The organism is Actinocorallia populi, assembly GCF_002995495.1.
Classification (GTDB): Bacteria; Actinomycetota; Actinomycetes; order Streptosporangiales; family Streptosporangiaceae; genus Actinocorallia; species Actinocorallia populi.
In genome coordinates, this window is the sequence record NZ_PVZV01000015.1 from 79,949 (window position 1) to 94,487 (window position 14,539).

The window sequence follows — 14,539 nt, forward strand, 5'->3', positions numbered from 1 at the left end:
TCATGGATATCAGGGACCTGCACCGCCGCTCGCTCGACGAACTCCACGCCCACATCGCGACGGCCGGACCCGCCGACCTCGCCCTCCCCACCCCCTGCGCCGGCTGGGACCTGCGCGCCCTCCTCGGCCACCTCGTCGCCGAGAACCGCGGCTTCGCCGGCGCCCCCACCTGGAGCGACGGCGACCTCGGCCACGACCCCGCCACCACCTTCCGCACGACCGCCGACGCCGTCGTCGAGGCCTTCGCCGCCCCCGTCCCCCTCGACGAGAGGATCACCGTCGGAGCGTTCGGCGCCTTCTCCCGGGAGACGGCGCTCCACATGCACCTCATCGACAACATCGCCCACTCCTGGGATGTCGCCCGCACCCTCGGCCGCCCCTGGACCCCCGCCCCCGACCTGGCCGAAGCCGCTCTCGCCACCGCCCTCTCCTTCCCCCTCCCGCGCGGCGAGGGCAAGGCCTTCGCCCCCGAAGTCCCCCTCCCCGAGACCTCTTCCGCAGCCGCCCGCTTCCTCGCCCACACCGGCCGGGACCCCCGATGAGGTGGGGCACCTACGTGGCGATCGGCGACAGTTTCACCGAAGGAGTCGGCGACCCGCTGCCGGACGGGAGCATGCGCGGCTGGGCCGATCTGGTGGCGGCGGGACTCGGCGCCCGATACGCCAACCTCGCGGTGCGGGGAAGAAGGCTGAAGGAGATCGCCTCCGGGCAGGTGGCGCCCGCGCTGGCGCTCGCCCCCGACCTGGTGTCGCTGACGGCGGGCGGGAACGACGCGCTGCGGCCCGGATTCGACCTCGACGCCGTGATGGAAGGGTTCGAGGAGGCGGTCGAGCGGCTGGCGGAAGAGGCCGACGTCCTGCTGTTCCGCTTTCCCGACCTGAGCCTGCGGTTGCCCTTCCCGCAGGTCCTGCGACGCCGGATCACCGGCATGAACGAGGCGATCTCCGACCTCGCCGCCCGGCACGGGGCGCTCGTCACGGACCTGTCGGACGACCCCGCCCTGGACTCGCCCGCCCTGTGGCTGGACGACCGGATCCACCTGAACCCCGCGGGCCACCGGCATGTGGCGGCACGGGTGCTGAACACGCTGACCGGGGCGCCGGCACCGCCGCCGGAACGGCCTGCCGGGCCCTTCGACAGGTCCGGTTGGAGGTGGGCGGCCGGGCACCTGGGTCCATGGCTGGGACGGCGCCTGCGCGGCGGCTCCTCCGGCGACGGTCGCGCGGCCAAGCGTCCCGTCCCGCTGTGAGGACGCCGCGTCCCCCTTCCTCCTCGGGAACTGCCCGATTCACCGGAAGGTGAGGGAACCGGAGTAGTGGCCGGCGGAGCACAGGAAGCGGAGCCGGCCGGGGGAGGGGACGCCCAGGCCGATCCGGGTCCGGCCGGTGCGGGGGAGGGCGAGGGAGACGTCGCGGTCGGGGAGGGTGAAGGCCAGGGTGCAGCCGGTGGTGCCGCGGGTGCTGAGGACCAGCACGGTCGGGACGCCGGCGTCGGCCGACAGCAGGGCGGGGCGGTAGCCGCGGTCCAGGACGTGCAGGGTGACGGTCTGCACGCCCGAGGAGGGGTCGACGGTGACGAAGCGGGCGTCGACCGGAGGCGGGGCGCGGTGGTCGGGCAGCCAGCCGCCCAGGCGCAGGCCGCTCAGGGCGGTCCAGGCGGCGACGGCCAGCAGGGCCGCGCCCAGCAGGCGGGAGGGCAGGCCGCGCAGGCGGGAGAGGCCCAGGCCCAGCACCCCCGTCATGGGGGCGGTGCCCAGGACGAAGCCCGCCATGACGGCAGCGCCGGTCAGCGGGGACCGGGAGGCGACGGCCAGCAGCTCGGCCGAGAGGGTGAGCCCGCAGGGGACGAGGACGGTCGCCGCGCCGATCAGCAGGGGACGGCCCGCCCGGGAGGGCGGGGCGCACTTCTCGGGAGCGGGACGGGCGCGGACCAGGCGCAGTGCGAAGACGGCCAGGACGGCCGCCGCGGCCACCAGAAGCAGGGCCCTCAGCCGCGGGCCCGGTTGCACGGCGGCGCCGAGAGCGCCCAGCAGCGCCCCCAGCAGGGTGTGGGCGGCGAACTTCCCGGCGAGGAAGGCAGTGACGAGCCGGGCCGGCCGGGCACCGGGCCGGCTCGCCGCACCGGCCAGCAGCCCGGTGTGCAGTGCGGCGCAGGTGGTGAGGCCGGCGAGCAGGCCCATGCCCGCGCCGGTCACGAAGGAGGTCGCCGTGCTCACGCATGGTCAGTGCCCGGAAGGGCAGGAGATCACCCGTTCCCGAGGGTGAGGTCATCCCTCCCGCGGGAAGAGGAGCAGGTCGGCGAGCATGCCCCCGCCCGGGGTGTGGCGGGCCGCCGCGGGGCTGTCGTAGACGACCAGCAGCCTGCCGTCCACCACGGCGATGCCCTCGGCGTGGTCCTCCCCGTCGCCGTGCGGCAGGTCGCCGACGTGCACGAGGTCGTGCACGAACTCCGGGGCCGCGCACGTGACGGCGTCCTTCCAGCGGAACAGGCGCACCGGCCCGCTCAACGACATCGACGGCCCCGCCAGGACGAGCAGGTCGTCCCCGTCGGGGCACAGGTCGCGGACGCCCAGACCGCGCAGGTCCAGGAAGTGGGAGTGGTAGCACGTCCCGTTCAGGGCGCGCAGCCGCAGCCGGTGCTCGTCGTCCGGGTCGGTCTCGGGCCAGATCTCCACCATCGCGGCCCAGCCGCGCAGCACGGGCCCGCGGAACCCCACGTACAGCCGGTCGCCGTGCACGGCCAGACCCTCGATGTCCACGCCGTTGTCCTTGGAGGGGACCGACAGGAACGGCGCGAGGTGCGGGTCGTCGCGCAGCAGGTCGGCCAGGGAGTCGCCGCGCCCGCCCAGGACCGCGGCGGTGCGCCCGTCGGCGGCCCTGCGGACCGGTGCGGGGAGCCCGTCGGGGCCCTCCTCCAGCGGCAGCCGCACCAGGATGTAGCGGTTCTCCTCGCGCACGACCGTCGCCAGGCGGCGGCGGGACTTGCGGCCGGAGTGCTCGGGCTTGACCCGCTTGCGCTTCAGGCTGTGCGAGCCGACCGCCCACAGCCAGCCGTCCGCGCTGGCCAGCCCCTCCAGGTCGGCCTCCTCGTCGGGACCCGCGGGCAGGTCGACGAAGTCGGCGAGCCGGTAGGTCACCTCGTCGGAGTAGCCGGTGAGCGCGCCGTCGGCGCCGTGCACCTCGGTGAGCCGCTCGATGGTGGCGGTCTCGTCACCGGCCACCCACAGGCAGCGGCCCTCCCTGCGCACCGCCGAGAGGTTCGTATGCGTCTGCGATTCCCGGCTCAGGGTGCCGAAAACTAGCTCAATCTGCCGTTCGACGAACATATCTCCAGATGGTGGCACAGGAATCAGGTTCTCTCCTCGGCGGGCAGCCCGTGTTCGCGCAGCAGTTCGGCCTGCTCCCGGATCAGCGCGGTCTGCTCCCTGATCACCGCCGCCTGCCGCTCCAGCTGCAGGTTCTTGTTGTACAGGTCGACGAACACCGACACCTTCGCCCGCAGCACCCACGGGTCGAACGGCTTGGCGATGAAGTCGACGGCGCCCGCCGCGTACCCGCGGAAGGCGTAGTCGGGATCGCTGTTGAGCGCCGTGAGGAAGATGATCGGGATGCCGCGGGTCTTCTTGCGGCGCTTGATGTCGCGGGCCGTCTCGAAGCCGTCCATGCCCGGCATCACCACGTCCAGCAGGATCACCGCGTACTCGTCGGTGAGCAGCGCCTTGAGCGCCTCCTCCCCCGAACGGGCGCGGACCAGCTCCTGGTCGAGCGAGCTGAGGATGGCCTCGAGCGCGATGAGGTTCTCCTCGCGGTCGTCCACGAGCAGGATCTTCACCTTGTCGTCCATCGGTCAGTCCACCTCCGGTTGCTGGAGCCAGGTGCGCATGACGCTCAACAGGTGGTCGACGTCCACCGGTTTGGCGACGTAGTCGGAGGCGCCGGCCTCCAGCCCCGCCTCCCTGTCCCCCTGCATCACCTTGGCCGTGATCATGATGATGGGCAGCTCGGCGAACTGCGGCATGTTCCGGATCGCCTCGGTGGTGGCATAGCCGTCCAGGCCCGGCATCATCACGTCCATCAGGACGACCGCGACATCGGGGTTGCGCTGCAGCAGGTCGATGCCGGCCTGCCCGTCCTCGGCGTACAGCACGTCCATGCCGTAGCCCTCCAGCACGCTGGTGAGCGCGAACACGTTGCGCACGTCGTCGTCGACGACCAGCACCTTGCGCCCCGACAGGACACGGTCGAGGTACTCGGCGGGCGGCTCGTCCGGCTCCGCCGGCGGTATCAGCGACAGGTCCTCCACGACCGGCGTCGGCGGCTGCGGGAAGGGCGGCGCGGCCGGCTCGGAGGCGCCCGTGCCCCGGTACTCCACCGGCAGGAAGAGCGAGAAGACGCTGCCCGCGCCCAGCTCGCTCTCGGCCTGGATCTCACCCCCCAGCAGGTGGGCGATGTTCCGGCTGATCGACAGGCCCAGGCCCGTGCCGCCGTACCGGCGGCTGGTGGTGCCGTCCGCCTGCTGGAACGCCTCGAAGATCAGCTGCAGCTTGTCCTCGCCGATGCCGATTCCGGTGTCGATCACCCGGAACACCACCAGCGGCCCGGCGTCCCGCAGCGCGGGGGAGGCGACCTCCTCGGCGTCGGCGGAGGCGATCACCAGCTCGGCCCTGCCGTCGGCGGTGAACTTCACCGCGTTCGACAGCAGGTTGCGCAGCACCTGCTCGAGCCGCTGCTCGTCGGTGAACAGCGTCTCGGGGGTGCCGGGCTCGATCCGGACGTCGAAGTCCAGGCCCTTGTCCGCGGCCATCGGCTGGAACGTGGCGTCCACGTAGTCCACCAGCGCCGCCAGCTCCAGCGGCTGCGGATGCACGTCCATCTTGCCCGCCTCGACCTTCTCCAGGTCGAGGATGTCGTTGATGAGCTGGAGAAGGTCGGTTCCCGAGTCGTGAATGGTCCGGGCGAACTCCACCTGCTTGGAGGTCAGGTTCCCCTCGGTGTTCTCCGACAGGAGCTTGGCCAGCACCAGCAGGCTGTTGAGCGGCGTGCGCAGCTCGTGCGACATGTTCGCCAGGAACTCCGACTTGTAGCGCGAGGACACCGCGAGCTGCTCGGCCCGCTCCTCCAGCGCCCGCCGCGCCTGCTCGATCTGGAAGTTCTGGATCTCGATCGCCCGGTTCTGCTTGGCCAGCAGCGCCGCCTTGTCCTCCAGTTCGGTGTTGGAGCGGCGCAGCTCCGCCTGCTGGCGCTGCAGCTCGTCGGAGCGTTCCTGCAGCTCCTGGGTGAGCCGCTGGGACTCCTCCAGCAGCGAGGAGGTGCGGGTCGTGGCGATGATCGCGTTGATGGTGACGGCCATCGTCTCGGTGAACTGGTCGAAGAACGCCAGGTGCACCGGGTTGAAGTCGTCGAAGCCCGCCAGCTCGACCACGCCGAGCACCCGGTCCTCGAAGACGATCGGCAGGATGATCACGCTCGCCGGCGCGGACTCGCCGAGCCCCGACCTGACCTTCAGGTAGTCGTCGGGCACCGAGCGGACGTGGATCGTGCGGCGCTCCATGGCGGCCTGCCCGACCAGGCCCTCGCCGGTGGTGAACCGCACCCGCCCCACCAGGTCCCGGGCCAGCCCGTAGCCCGCGGTCAGCACCAGCTCCGCGTCGGCCTCCAGGTACAGCGCGCCGTGCTGGGCGCCGACCATGGGGGTCAGCTCGTTCATGATGAGCTGCGAGACCTGCGCCAGGTCGCGCTGGCCCTGCATGAGCTGCCCGATCCGGGCCAGGTTGGTCTTCAGCCAGTCCTGCTCCTGGTTGGCCCGCGTGGTCTCGCGCAGGTTGGCCACCATCAGGTTGACGTTGTCCTTGAGCTCGGCGACCTCGCCCCTGGCCTCCACGGTGATGGAGCGGGTGAGGTCGCCGCTGGCCACGCCGGAGGCCACCTCGGCGATCGCCCGCACCTGGGTGGTGAGGTTGGAGGCGAGCTCGTTCACGCTCTCGGTCAGGCTCTTCCAGGTGCCCGAGACGCCCTCGACCTCGGCCTGGCCGCCCAGACGGCCCTCGCTGCCCACCTCGCGGGCCACCCGGGTGACCTCGGAGGCGAAGGACGACAGGGTGTCGACCATGGTGTTGATGGTCGTCTTCAGCTCGAGGATCTCGCCGCGCGCGTCGACGTCGATCTTGAGGGTGAGGTCGCCGTGGGCGACGGCGGTGGTGACCTGGGCGATGTTGCGGACCTGGTAGGTCAGGTTGGTGGCCATGCCGTTGACGTTGTCGGTGAGGTCTTTCCAGACGCCGCTGACGCCGCGGACGTTGGCTTGTCCGCCGAGGTTGCCTTCGGTGCCGACTTCGCGGGCGACGCGGGTGACCTCGTCGGCGAAGGCCGACAGCTGGTCGACCATCGTGTTGACGGTGTCCTTGAGCTCCAGGATCTCGCCCTGGGCGTTCACCGTGATCTTCTTGGACAGGTCGCCGTGGGCGACGGCGGTGGTGACCTGGGCGATGTTGCGGACCTGGTAGGTCAGGTTGGTGGCCATGCCGTTGACGTTGTCGGTGAGGTCTTTCCAGACGCCGCTGACGCCGCGGACGTTGGCTTGTCCGCCGAGGTTGCCTTCGGTGCCGACTTCGCGGGCCACCCGGGTGACCTCGTCGGCGAAGGCCGACAGCTGGTCCACCATCGTGTTGACGGTCTGCTTCAGCTCCTGCAGCTCCCCGGTGGCCTCCACGGTGACCTTGCGGGTCAGGTCGCCCTTGGCCACCGCCGTCGTCACCACCGCGATGTCCCGGACCTGCGCGGTCAGCCTGCCCGCCATCGTGTTGACCGCGCTCGTCACGTCCCGCCACCGGCCAGACATGCCCCGCAGCGGCGCCTGGCCGCCCAGCCTGCCCTCGGTGCCGACCTCCCGCGCCACCTGGGTGACCTGGGCGGTGAAGGTGTCCAGCTGGTCCACCATCGTGTTGACCGACCGGGCCATCCGCAACATGTCCCCGCGCAGCGCGCGCCCGTCCGCCCGCAGCTCCACCTTGCGCGACAGGTCGCCGGACGCCACCGCCTCCACCACCTGGGCCATCGCCACGGTCGGGCCCGTGAAGGCGTCCATCAGCCCGTTGGCCGCGTCGATGGTCGCCGCCCAGGAGCCCGCGCCGGGCCCGGCGTTCAGGCGCTCGTCCATCCGCCCCTCGCGGGAGACCTCCTTGCGCACCCGGATGGCCTCCTGGTGGTGGTGGGAGGCCCGTTCCCTGATCTGGTCCACCAGGAGCAGCGCCGTGGCCACGGCACCCTGACCCTCAAGGGAATTGGGGCGAAAGTCCCCGTCGCGCAACTTGGACAGGGCCTGGAGCAGGGGTTCCATATCGGCGTCGCTGTAACGTGGGTTTCCGTCCAGTCTGGAATTCACGCTTATCGTTCTAGGCATAGGGTGCTCCTAGTACATCCGGTGGGGAGTCTGTCACTGGTCGAGCGAACGGACAGGACCGAGTAATGCCCTCTTCGGCTGAGTTCAACGAGAGGACCTGGCGAGGGTGGATGACCTTCGTCGCGGAGGCGAGCGAGCTGCTCGCCGGAACCCTGGATCCCCAGGGGATCCTGGCGCTGACCGCGCAACTGGTCGTACCGCGGCTCGCCACCTGGTGCGCGGCCTACACTGACGAGGATCAGCCGCCGGTCTATGTCTGGCACACCGATGAAGACTGTTCGGATGACCTGAAACACCTCCTGCAGCTGGAGGGGCGGCCACCGTCGGGGCCGCCCGTTCCGTGGGGCGACGACCTGGCCTGCACGATTCCCCTGGTCGCCCGGGGGAGGGAGCTGGGCGCGATCGCCATCGGCCGGGCCGGACGGTTCCCACCAGACTACTTCGAGCTGGCGGAGGAGCTCGTCCGGCGGTCGGCGCTGGCGCTCGACAATGCCAGGCTTTATGCGGAACAGAAGTCCACAAGCCTAGCGCTCCAACGCAGCCTCCTGCCCCCGGAACTACCGGACCTCCCCGGATTCGATCTGGCGGTGACCTACCTGCCCGCCGGCGAGGGCGCGGAGGTGGGCGGTGACTTCTACGATGTGTTCGCCTGCCCGCCGGGTGAGGACGGCCGCACCCGCTGGCGGTTCGCCATCGGCGACGTCTGCGGCACCGGCCCCGAGGCGGCCGCCGTCACCGGCCTGGCCCGCCACGCCCTGCGCATCCTCGGCGCCGAGGGCATGCCGCTGCCGGACGTCGTGGAGCGCCTGAACCGGCTGATCCTCGCCGAGGGCGAGCGCGGCCGCCTGCTCACGCTCCTGCACGGCGAGCTGACCGACCAGGGCGAGCTGTCCCTGGTGTGCGCCGGGCACCCGCTGCCGCTGATCCTCTCGCCCGACGGCAAGGTGACCGAGTGCGCCTCCCCGCAGCCGCTGCTCGGCGTGGTGGACGATATCGACTTCACCGTCGACACCACCAAGCTGGAGCCGGGCGACGTGCTCTTCTCCTGCACCGACGGCGTCACCGAGCGCCGCGACGGTGACGTCCTGCTCGGGGACGGCCACGGCCTGGAGGAGCTGCTCGCCGCCTGCGCCGGGCTCAGCGCCGGCGCGGTGGCGGCGGCCGTCGACCAGGCCGTCCGGGACTTCTCCGCCGAGCCCGGCCACGACGACATGGCCATCGTCGTGCTGCGCGCACTGGATTGACGCTCGGGTTATGTTTGTCTGGTGAGGCTGGCCCTGGACACGAGACGAGACGAAGACCGGACGCTGGTGACCGCCCGCGGCTCCATCGACCTGCACTCCTCCGAGAGCCTGCAGACCCACCTGATCGGCCTGCTCGACGAAGGCGATCGCCAGATCGTCGTCGACCTGGCCGCGGTGGACTTCTGCGACTCCTCGGGGCTGAACGTGCTGGTGAGGGCCTACAAGCACGCCAGGGTGACCGACGCCGCCCTGGTCGTGACGGGGGCCCAGGGGCGGGTGGAGAACGTCCTGCGCACCACCGGTCTGGACAAATACCTGATACGCGAGCTGTGATGTACGACGAGACCACGTTGCGCGCCGCACCGCTGACCGAGGCGGTGGAGCAGGCCCGCAGGCTGGTGGCCAGGACCATGCGCGCCTGGAACATGAGCGCGGGGGAGGAGCCGGTGACGGCGATCGTCGCCGAACTCGTCGCCAACGCCGTCACCCACGCCGCGACCCCGTTCGAGCTGCGGCTGGTGCGCGGGGAGGGACACGTCCGGGTCGAGGTGCGCGACCGCGACCACCGGCTGCCCGTCCTGCGCGATCTCCACCCGCTGTCCGACGGCGGCCGCGGCATGTTCCTGGTCGACTGCTACGCCAGGTCCTGGGGGGCCGAGCCGGCCCCGGACGGCGGCAAGATGGTCTGGGCCGAGATCGACGTCACCTCCCGGGCGGCCATCGCCGGCTGAGGGCCGGCCCGCCGGACACCGGGAACGGGAGAAGGGGCGCGCCGCGGCGCGCCCCTCGCACATGTCACGGCCGGTCTCAGCCCCGGTACATCTCCGCGACCAGGAATGCCAGGTCGAGGGACTGCTGGCGGTTCAGGCGCGGGTCGCACGCGGTCTCGTACCGCTCGTGCAGGTCGCTCTCGGCGATCTCGTGCCCGCCGCCGATGCACTCGGTCACGTCGTCGCCGGTGAACTCCAGGTGCACGCCGCCCGGGTGGGTGCCCAGCGCGCGGTGCACCTCGAAGAAGCCGGCGACCTCGTCGACCACGTCGTCCAGCCGCCGCGTCTTGTGCCCGGACTCGGCCTCGAAGGTGTTGCCGTGCATCGGGTCGCACAGCCACACGACCGGCGCTCCGGAGCCGTTGACCTTCTCCACCAGCTGCGGCAGCGCGTCGCGCACCTTGCCGGCGCCCATCCGGGTGATGAAGGTGAGGCGGCCGGGCTCGCCCTCGGGGTTGAGCTTGTCCACCAGCGCCAGCGCGTCGTCCGGCGTGGTCGTCGGGCCGAGCTTGACGCCGATCGGGTTGCGGATGTGGCGCAGGAACTCCACGTGCGCCCCGTCGAGCTGGCGGGTGCGCTCGCCGATCCACAGGAAGTGCGCCGACACGTCGTAGGGCAGGCCGGTGCGGGCGTCGATGCGGGTGAGGGCCCGCTCGTAGTCGAGGATCAGCGCCTCGTGGCTGGAGTAGAAGTCGACCTCGGCGAACTCCTCGGGGTCGGCCCCGCAGGCGCGCATGAACGTCAGCGCCCGGTCGATCTCGCCCGCGAGCAGCTCGTAGCGCTGGCCCGCCGGGCTGCCGGCGACGAAGTCCTGGTTCCAGGCGTGCACCTGGCGCAGGTCGGCGTACCCGCCCTTGGTGAAGGCGCGGGTGAGGTTCAGCGTGGTGGCCGCCGAGTAGTAGGCGCGCAGCAGGCGCTGCGGGTCGTTGCGCCGGGCCTCGGGGGTGAACTCGAGGCGGTTGACCATGTCGCCGCGGTAGGCCGGGAGCGTCACCCCGTCGCGGGTCTCGGTCGGCTTGGAGCGCGGCTTGGCGAACTGGCCGGCCATCCGGCCGATCTTGACGACCGGGACGCTGCCCGCGTAGGTCAGCACCACGGCCATCTGCAGCAGGGTCTTGATCTTGTTGCGGACGGCGTCGGCGTTGGAGCCCTCGAAGGTCTCCGCGCAGTCGCCGCCCTGCAGCACGATGGCCTCACCGCGGGCGACCGCGGCCAGCCGGTCCTTCAGCTGGTCGCACTCGCCGGCGAAGACCAGCGGCGGCTGCTGGGCCAGTTCGGTGGTGACGGTCTGGAGTTCGGCGGGATCGGCCCACTCCGGCTGCTGAAGGGCGGTCAGCCCGCGCCAGGCGTCGAGATCCAACGAGGTGCTGCTCTGGGTGCTCACGACATATCAGAGTAGAACAGTGTGCGGGATGAAGGCACCGTCCACCCGCGGAGATCTTTCATGTCGGCCGAGGTCAGGCCCCGGCCGACAGAATCCCGTCACCGGGCGGACAGGAAAAGATCATGCCGCGGCGGGGGTGGCGCGGCTCGCGCGCTCGGGCGCCTTGCGGGCGCCGACCGGGGCGGCGGCCTGCACCGGGATCCCGCCCTCGGCGTCGGACTCCAGCACCAGCTGGCGCAGCCGCCGCAGCGAACGGTCGGTGATCTGGCGCACCCGGTTGTGCGAGAGGCCGTAGCGGGCGCCGATCTGGGCGTAGGACTGCGGCTCGCCGCTCTCCATGCCGAACCGGGCGCGCAGGATCGCCTGCTCCCGGGAGGGCAGCCGCTCCAGCATGCGGGCCAGGCCCACCAGGTCGTCGGCGGCGACCACCTCGGTCTCCGGCGTGATCGCCTCCGGGTCCTGCAGCAGGGTGCCCATCGGGGTCTCGCCCTCGTCGTCCACGCTGGCGTCGAGGCTGGCCGGGTCGCGCCGCCAGCCCAGCAGCTCGTCCACGTGCTCGGGCGTGGTGTCCAGCAGGGCCGCCAGCTCCTCGCGCAGCGGGTCGCGCCCCAGCTCCCGGCCGAGCGTGCGCTCGGCCCGGCGCAACCGGGACAGCTCCTCCTCCACGTGCACCGGCAGCCGGATGGCGCGCGCGGTGTGGCTGAGCCCCCGGCCGATCGCCTGCCTGATCCACCAGGTGGCGTAGGTGGAGAACTTGTAGCCGCGCCGGTAGTCGAACTTCTCGACCGCCCGCATCAGGCCGAGGTTGCCCTCCTGGATCAGGTCGATCAGCGGCAGGGACTCGGTGGGGTACTTGCGCGCGATCGACACCACCAGCCGCAGGTTGGCCTCGACGAACCGCTCCTTGGCGGCCAGCCCCTGCTCGGCGATCTCCCGCAGCTCCGCCGGCGTCACCCCCTCGGGCAGCTCACCGGTCTCGATCAGCTGCCGGGCGTACAGGCCCGCCTCGATGGCCTTGGCCAGTTCGACCTCCTCGACGGCGTCGAGGAGCGGCCGGCGCCCGATCCTGTCGAGGTAGGCGCCGACGAGATCCTTGTCGGGGTGGTCCGCGATCGCGCCACGAGTTGCAGCCATCCTGCCCCTTCTCCGGTCGAGGGTTCCCTACACTGCCAACGTTAATTACGGCTCTGTGATTCCCGGATCGGCCGGGGAATAGCCGTAGCCGCTCCGTTGCTCTACGGGGTGCCCATTTCACAGGCTTCCAATACGTTGCAGAACGGGAGAACCCAGGCATGGCGACGGTCCAGCTGACCGAGGACACCTTCGACGAGGTCGCGCAGGGCGAAGGCATCGTGCTGATCGACTTCTGGGCCTCCTGGTGCGGCCCGTGCATGCGCTTCGGTCCGGTCTACGAGAAGGTCTCCGAGCTCCACCCCGACGTCACCTTCGCCAAGGTCGACACCGAGGACCAGCCCGGCCTCTCCGCCCGTTTCGACGTGCGCTCGATCCCCACGATCATGGCGGTGCGCGACGGCGTCATCGTCTACGCCGAGCCGGGCGCCCTGCCCGAGCAGGCGCTGGAGAGCATCATCGAGCAGGTGCGCGCGCTGGACATGGACGAGATCAGGAGCAAGCTCGGCCAGAGCTGAGCACGCCCTACCCTGGTCGGGTGCTGAGCGACGTCGAGGACCTCCTGGCCTGTCCCCTGTGCCGGGGCGATCTCACCGCGGGGGAGCGCGCGCTGCGCTGCCCCGCGGGGCACTCCTTCGACGTCGCCCGCCAGGGCTACGCCAGCCTGCTGGCGGGCGGCGCCGCCACCGGCACCGCGGACACCGCGGCCATGGTCCAGGCCCGTGCGGGCTTCCTCGACGCCGGCCACTACACGCCGCTGGCGTCCGCCCTGGCGGAACTGGCCTCCGGCACCGTGCTGGACGCCGGAGCGGGCACCGGGCACTACCTCGCCGCCGCGCTCCGCTCCGGCGCCGCCGAACGGGGCCTGGCCCTGGACCTGTCGAAACACGCCATGCGCCGTGCGGCACGCGCCCACCCGGGGATCGGCGCGGTCGTGGCCGACCTGTGGCGCGACCTGCCGGTGCGCGACGCGGTGGTCGACACCGTCTACGACGTCTTCGCCCCCCGCAACGCCCCCGAGTTCCGCCGCGTCCTGCGTCCGGGCGGCCGCCTGCTGGTGGCGACGCCGACCGCGGCCCACCTCGCCGAACTCGTAGGGCCGCTGGGACTGCTGTCAGTCGACGAGCGCAAAGACGAACGGCTCGCCGAGACGTTCGCGGGAACCTTCCGCCTGGAGTCCGCCGACCTGGTGACCATCGCCCTGCGGCTCACCTCGGAAGAAGCCGCCACCCTCGTCGGGATGACCCCCAGCGCGCACCACGTACCCGAAGGGGAACTGCGGAAACGGCTCGCAGGCCTGGGAACGGAGATCGATGCCACCGCCCAGGTGAGGGTGGCCGTCTACCTCCCCGAACGCTGAACGGTCACAGGCCGGTGCGCGCCAGCTCCACCGCGATCTGCGGGACCTCACCCGGATGGAGCCTCTCCAGCGCCCGCGGCACCCGCGTCACGTCGTAAAGGAAGGACACGGAGACCGCACGGACCGCTCCATGCAGCAACAGGCTCTGCAATGCCTGGCCGGCACGCAACCACGCGGACGGCCCGTCCCCCGAAGTGACGAGCACCGCGGTCTGAGGACCGCCGCTCCGCGGAAGCAGATGGAGGGCGGCACCCTCCAGCCGCGCCGCCTCCTGCAACTCCTGCAGCACCGGAAGCGGCGGGCGCTGGTCCCCGTAGGGCTGGCGGCCGGGAAGCGGACGCAGACTCGCCGCGTACAGGAGGCGCTCCTCAGGACGGGAACGCCTGGGGCCCGCCAGCCGCACCGACGCCAGCAGCGTCGGATGGCCCCGGTCCGGAAGCAGCCTGACGACGGGCTCGTAACCCACCTGAACCGAGGACAACCGCAGATTGAAGAGAGCGGCGCCGCAACTCAGATGGAGACCGCGGGCGCGGGGGTCGGCGGCGGCTCGGAACCGCACCGGATCCGCGTGCACCTCCACCAGCCCCGGCAGCGCCCGGAGCCGGGAGGCCCGGATGTCGTGCAGCGCGGGCGCGAGCGCTCCGGCGACCACGAACCTGCTGGCGTTGTGCTCGTTGAGGGCCCCCGCGACGATCGGCGTCGCCACTGTGCCTCCCGGAACGTCGACTGGGTCGGTAGAAGTTACTGGACGCCCTGTGGCGTCCGCCACCACAGGGGCTTCCGGTTTGACGTCCTCGGGGAACATACGTACGCTCGGTGAGCCGAACTACGGAAAACCCCATGCGGATGTTCGTTCGCGGGGTTACCCTGGTTCAGGTCAGCCCGTTGAGGGGATGCAGGACGCCAGCGGCGGCCGGCCCCGGTAGGACTCCACTTCAGCAGCAGAGCGCGAACTCCTCGAAGTTCGGGATTACTGCTGTCCGTGGGAATGGGCTGGGATGTGGAAATGAAGCGGGAAAGCGCTGATTTGACACTCCGGAAGGGCCTGCTAAATTAGAAACATCGCAGCGAGGGAAACGCCGAAAGGCGCAGAACGAACTGCGAGGGTCCCATTCCAGGGAATCCGGTCGAAAGAACGGATTTGACAGGGAAGAAAGACCTGATAAGTTAAACGAGTTGCTCCGGAGGAAGCCCGCGAGGGTGGACGAAAGAGCGAGTCCGTTTCTTGAGAACTCAACAGCGTGCTAAAAGT

Annotated in this window: 13 protein-coding genes and 1 pseudogene; 7 read left to right on the plus strand and 7 right to left on the minus strand. The window is 71.2% G+C overall.

The genetic code is table 11. From position 1 onward, the window contains the following. The first annotated feature begins 2 nt into the window (after positions 1-2). Both C2865_RS38400 and C2865_RS38405 read left to right on the plus strand, forming a co-directional pair. Positions 3-542: a TIGR03086 family metal-binding protein gene (locus C2865_RS38400; protein WP_106403704.1), complete on the plus strand. Its 540-nt coding sequence runs from the start codon at positions 3-5 to the stop codon at positions 540-542. After that, positions 539-1,249, plus strand: coding sequence for an SGNH/GDSL hydrolase family protein (locus C2865_RS38405; RefSeq protein ID WP_106403705.1), 711 nt, complete (start codon positions 539-541; stop codon positions 1,247-1,249). The genes C2865_RS38400 and C2865_RS38405 overlap by 4 nt, the downstream gene beginning before the upstream one ends. Positions 1,250-1,288: 39 nt before the next feature. On the opposite strand, the gene C2865_RS38410 is transcribed toward C2865_RS38405, so the two are convergent. From C2865_RS38410 to C2865_RS38425, 4 genes and pseudogenes are all read right to left on the minus strand, one after another. After that, the gene (locus C2865_RS38410; RefSeq protein WP_198653894.1) at positions 1,289-2,215 is read right to left on the minus strand and encodes an urease accessory protein UreH domain-containing protein; all 927 of its coding nucleotides are present in this window, start codon (positions 2,213-2,215) and stop codon (positions 1,289-1,291) included. 51 nt (positions 2,216-2,266) lie between these two features. Next, positions 2,267-3,247: a DUF3616 domain-containing protein gene (locus C2865_RS38415; RefSeq protein WP_232836051.1), complete on the minus strand. Its 981-nt coding sequence runs from the start codon at positions 3,245-3,247 to the stop codon at positions 2,267-2,269. A gap of 170 nt (positions 3,248-3,417) precedes the next feature. Further along, positions 3,418-3,843 (minus strand): annotated as a pseudogene (locus C2865_RS38420) (response regulator); the annotation flags it as partial. Between the two features lie 3 nt (positions 3,844-3,846). Further along, complete coding sequence (locus C2865_RS38425; protein WP_106403708.1) at positions 3,847-7,398, minus strand: hybrid sensor histidine kinase/response regulator; 3,552 nt, start codon at positions 7,396-7,398, stop codon at positions 3,847-3,849. A 110-nt stretch (positions 7,399-7,508) separates the two neighbouring features. On the opposite strand from C2865_RS38425, the gene C2865_RS38430 reads away from it, so the two are divergent. Genes C2865_RS38430 through C2865_RS38440 form a run of 3 tightly spaced genes read left to right on the plus strand, consistent with a single transcriptional unit; the run spans position 7,509 to position 9,373 of the window. After that, positions 7,509-8,642: a PP2C family protein-serine/threonine phosphatase gene (locus C2865_RS38430; protein WP_232836052.1), complete on the plus strand. Its 1,134-nt coding sequence runs from the start codon at positions 7,509-7,511 to the stop codon at positions 8,640-8,642. A gap of 21 nt (positions 8,643-8,663) precedes the next feature. Beyond that, the gene (locus tag C2865_RS38435; RefSeq protein WP_106403710.1) at positions 8,664-8,975 is read left to right on the plus strand and encodes an STAS domain-containing protein; all 312 of its coding nucleotides are present in this window, start codon (positions 8,664-8,666) and stop codon (positions 8,973-8,975) included. Next, positions 8,975-9,373, plus strand: a complete 399-nt coding sequence (locus C2865_RS38440; protein ID WP_106403711.1) for an ATP-binding protein — start codon at positions 8,975-8,977, stop codon at positions 9,371-9,373. Before C2865_RS38435 ends, C2865_RS38440 begins: the two co-directional genes overlap by 1 nt. A 76-nt stretch (positions 9,374-9,449) precedes the next feature. Here C2865_RS38440 and C2865_RS38445 read toward each other — a convergent pair whose 3' ends face one another. Together C2865_RS38445 and C2865_RS38450 are read right to left on the minus strand one after the other, a co-directional pair. Then, complete coding sequence (locus tag C2865_RS38445) at positions 9,450-10,796, minus strand: class II 3-deoxy-7-phosphoheptulonate synthase (protein ID WP_106403712.1); 1,347 nt, start codon at positions 10,794-10,796, stop codon at positions 9,450-9,452. A 120-nt stretch (positions 10,797-10,916) separates the two neighbouring features. Next, entirely contained in the window at positions 10,917-11,930 is a 1,014-nt protein-coding gene (locus tag C2865_RS38450; RefSeq protein ID WP_106403713.1) for a sigma-70 family RNA polymerase sigma factor, read from the minus strand. A 158-nt stretch (positions 11,931-12,088) separates the two neighbouring features. Between C2865_RS38450 and trxA the strand changes: the two genes are divergently transcribed. Continuing rightward, positions 12,089-12,445 (plus strand): thioredoxin, encoded by a 357-nt coding sequence (gene trxA / locus C2865_RS38455; protein WP_106403714.1) that lies wholly within the window; start codon positions 12,089-12,091, stop codon positions 12,443-12,445. A 20-nt stretch (positions 12,446-12,465) separates the two neighbouring features. Then, positions 12,466-13,287: a putative RNA methyltransferase gene (locus C2865_RS38460; protein WP_106403715.1), complete on the plus strand. Its 822-nt coding sequence runs from the start codon at positions 12,466-12,468 to the stop codon at positions 13,285-13,287. A gap of 4 nt (positions 13,288-13,291) precedes the next feature. Here the strand turns inward: C2865_RS38460 and C2865_RS38465 are convergent, their stop codons facing one another. Further along, on the minus strand, positions 13,292-13,993 hold the full coding sequence (locus C2865_RS38465) for a nitroreductase family protein (protein WP_232836053.1): 702 nt from the start codon (positions 13,991-13,993) through the stop codon (positions 13,292-13,294). Between the last annotated feature and the right edge of the window lie 546 nt (positions 13,994-14,539).

Bases quoted from the DNA above. Each gene is read 5' to 3' on its own strand.
- C2865_RS38425 (WP_106403708.1), bottom strand. From the start codon at position 7,398: ATGCCTAGAACGATAAGCGTGAATTCCAGACTGGACGGAAACCCACGT.
- C2865_RS38450 (WP_106403713.1), bottom strand. From the start codon at position 11,930: ATGGCTGCAACTCGTGGCGCGATCGCGGACCACCCCGACAAGGATCTC.
- trxA (WP_106403714.1), top strand. From the start codon at position 12,089: ATGGCGACGGTCCAGCTGACCGAGGACACCTTCGACGAGGTCGCGCAG.
- C2865_RS38405 (WP_106403705.1), top strand. From the start codon at position 539: ATGAGGTGGGGCACCTACGTGGCGATCGGCGACAGTTTCACCGAAGGA.
- C2865_RS38440 (WP_106403711.1), top strand. From the start codon at position 8,975: ATGTACGACGAGACCACGTTGCGCGCCGCACCGCTGACCGAGGCGGTG.
- C2865_RS38400 (WP_106403704.1), top strand. From the start codon at position 3: ATGGATATCAGGGACCTGCACCGCCGCTCGCTCGACGAACTCCACGCC.
- C2865_RS38430 (WP_232836052.1), top strand. From the start codon at position 7,509: ATGACCTTCGTCGCGGAGGCGAGCGAGCTGCTCGCCGGAACCCTGGAT.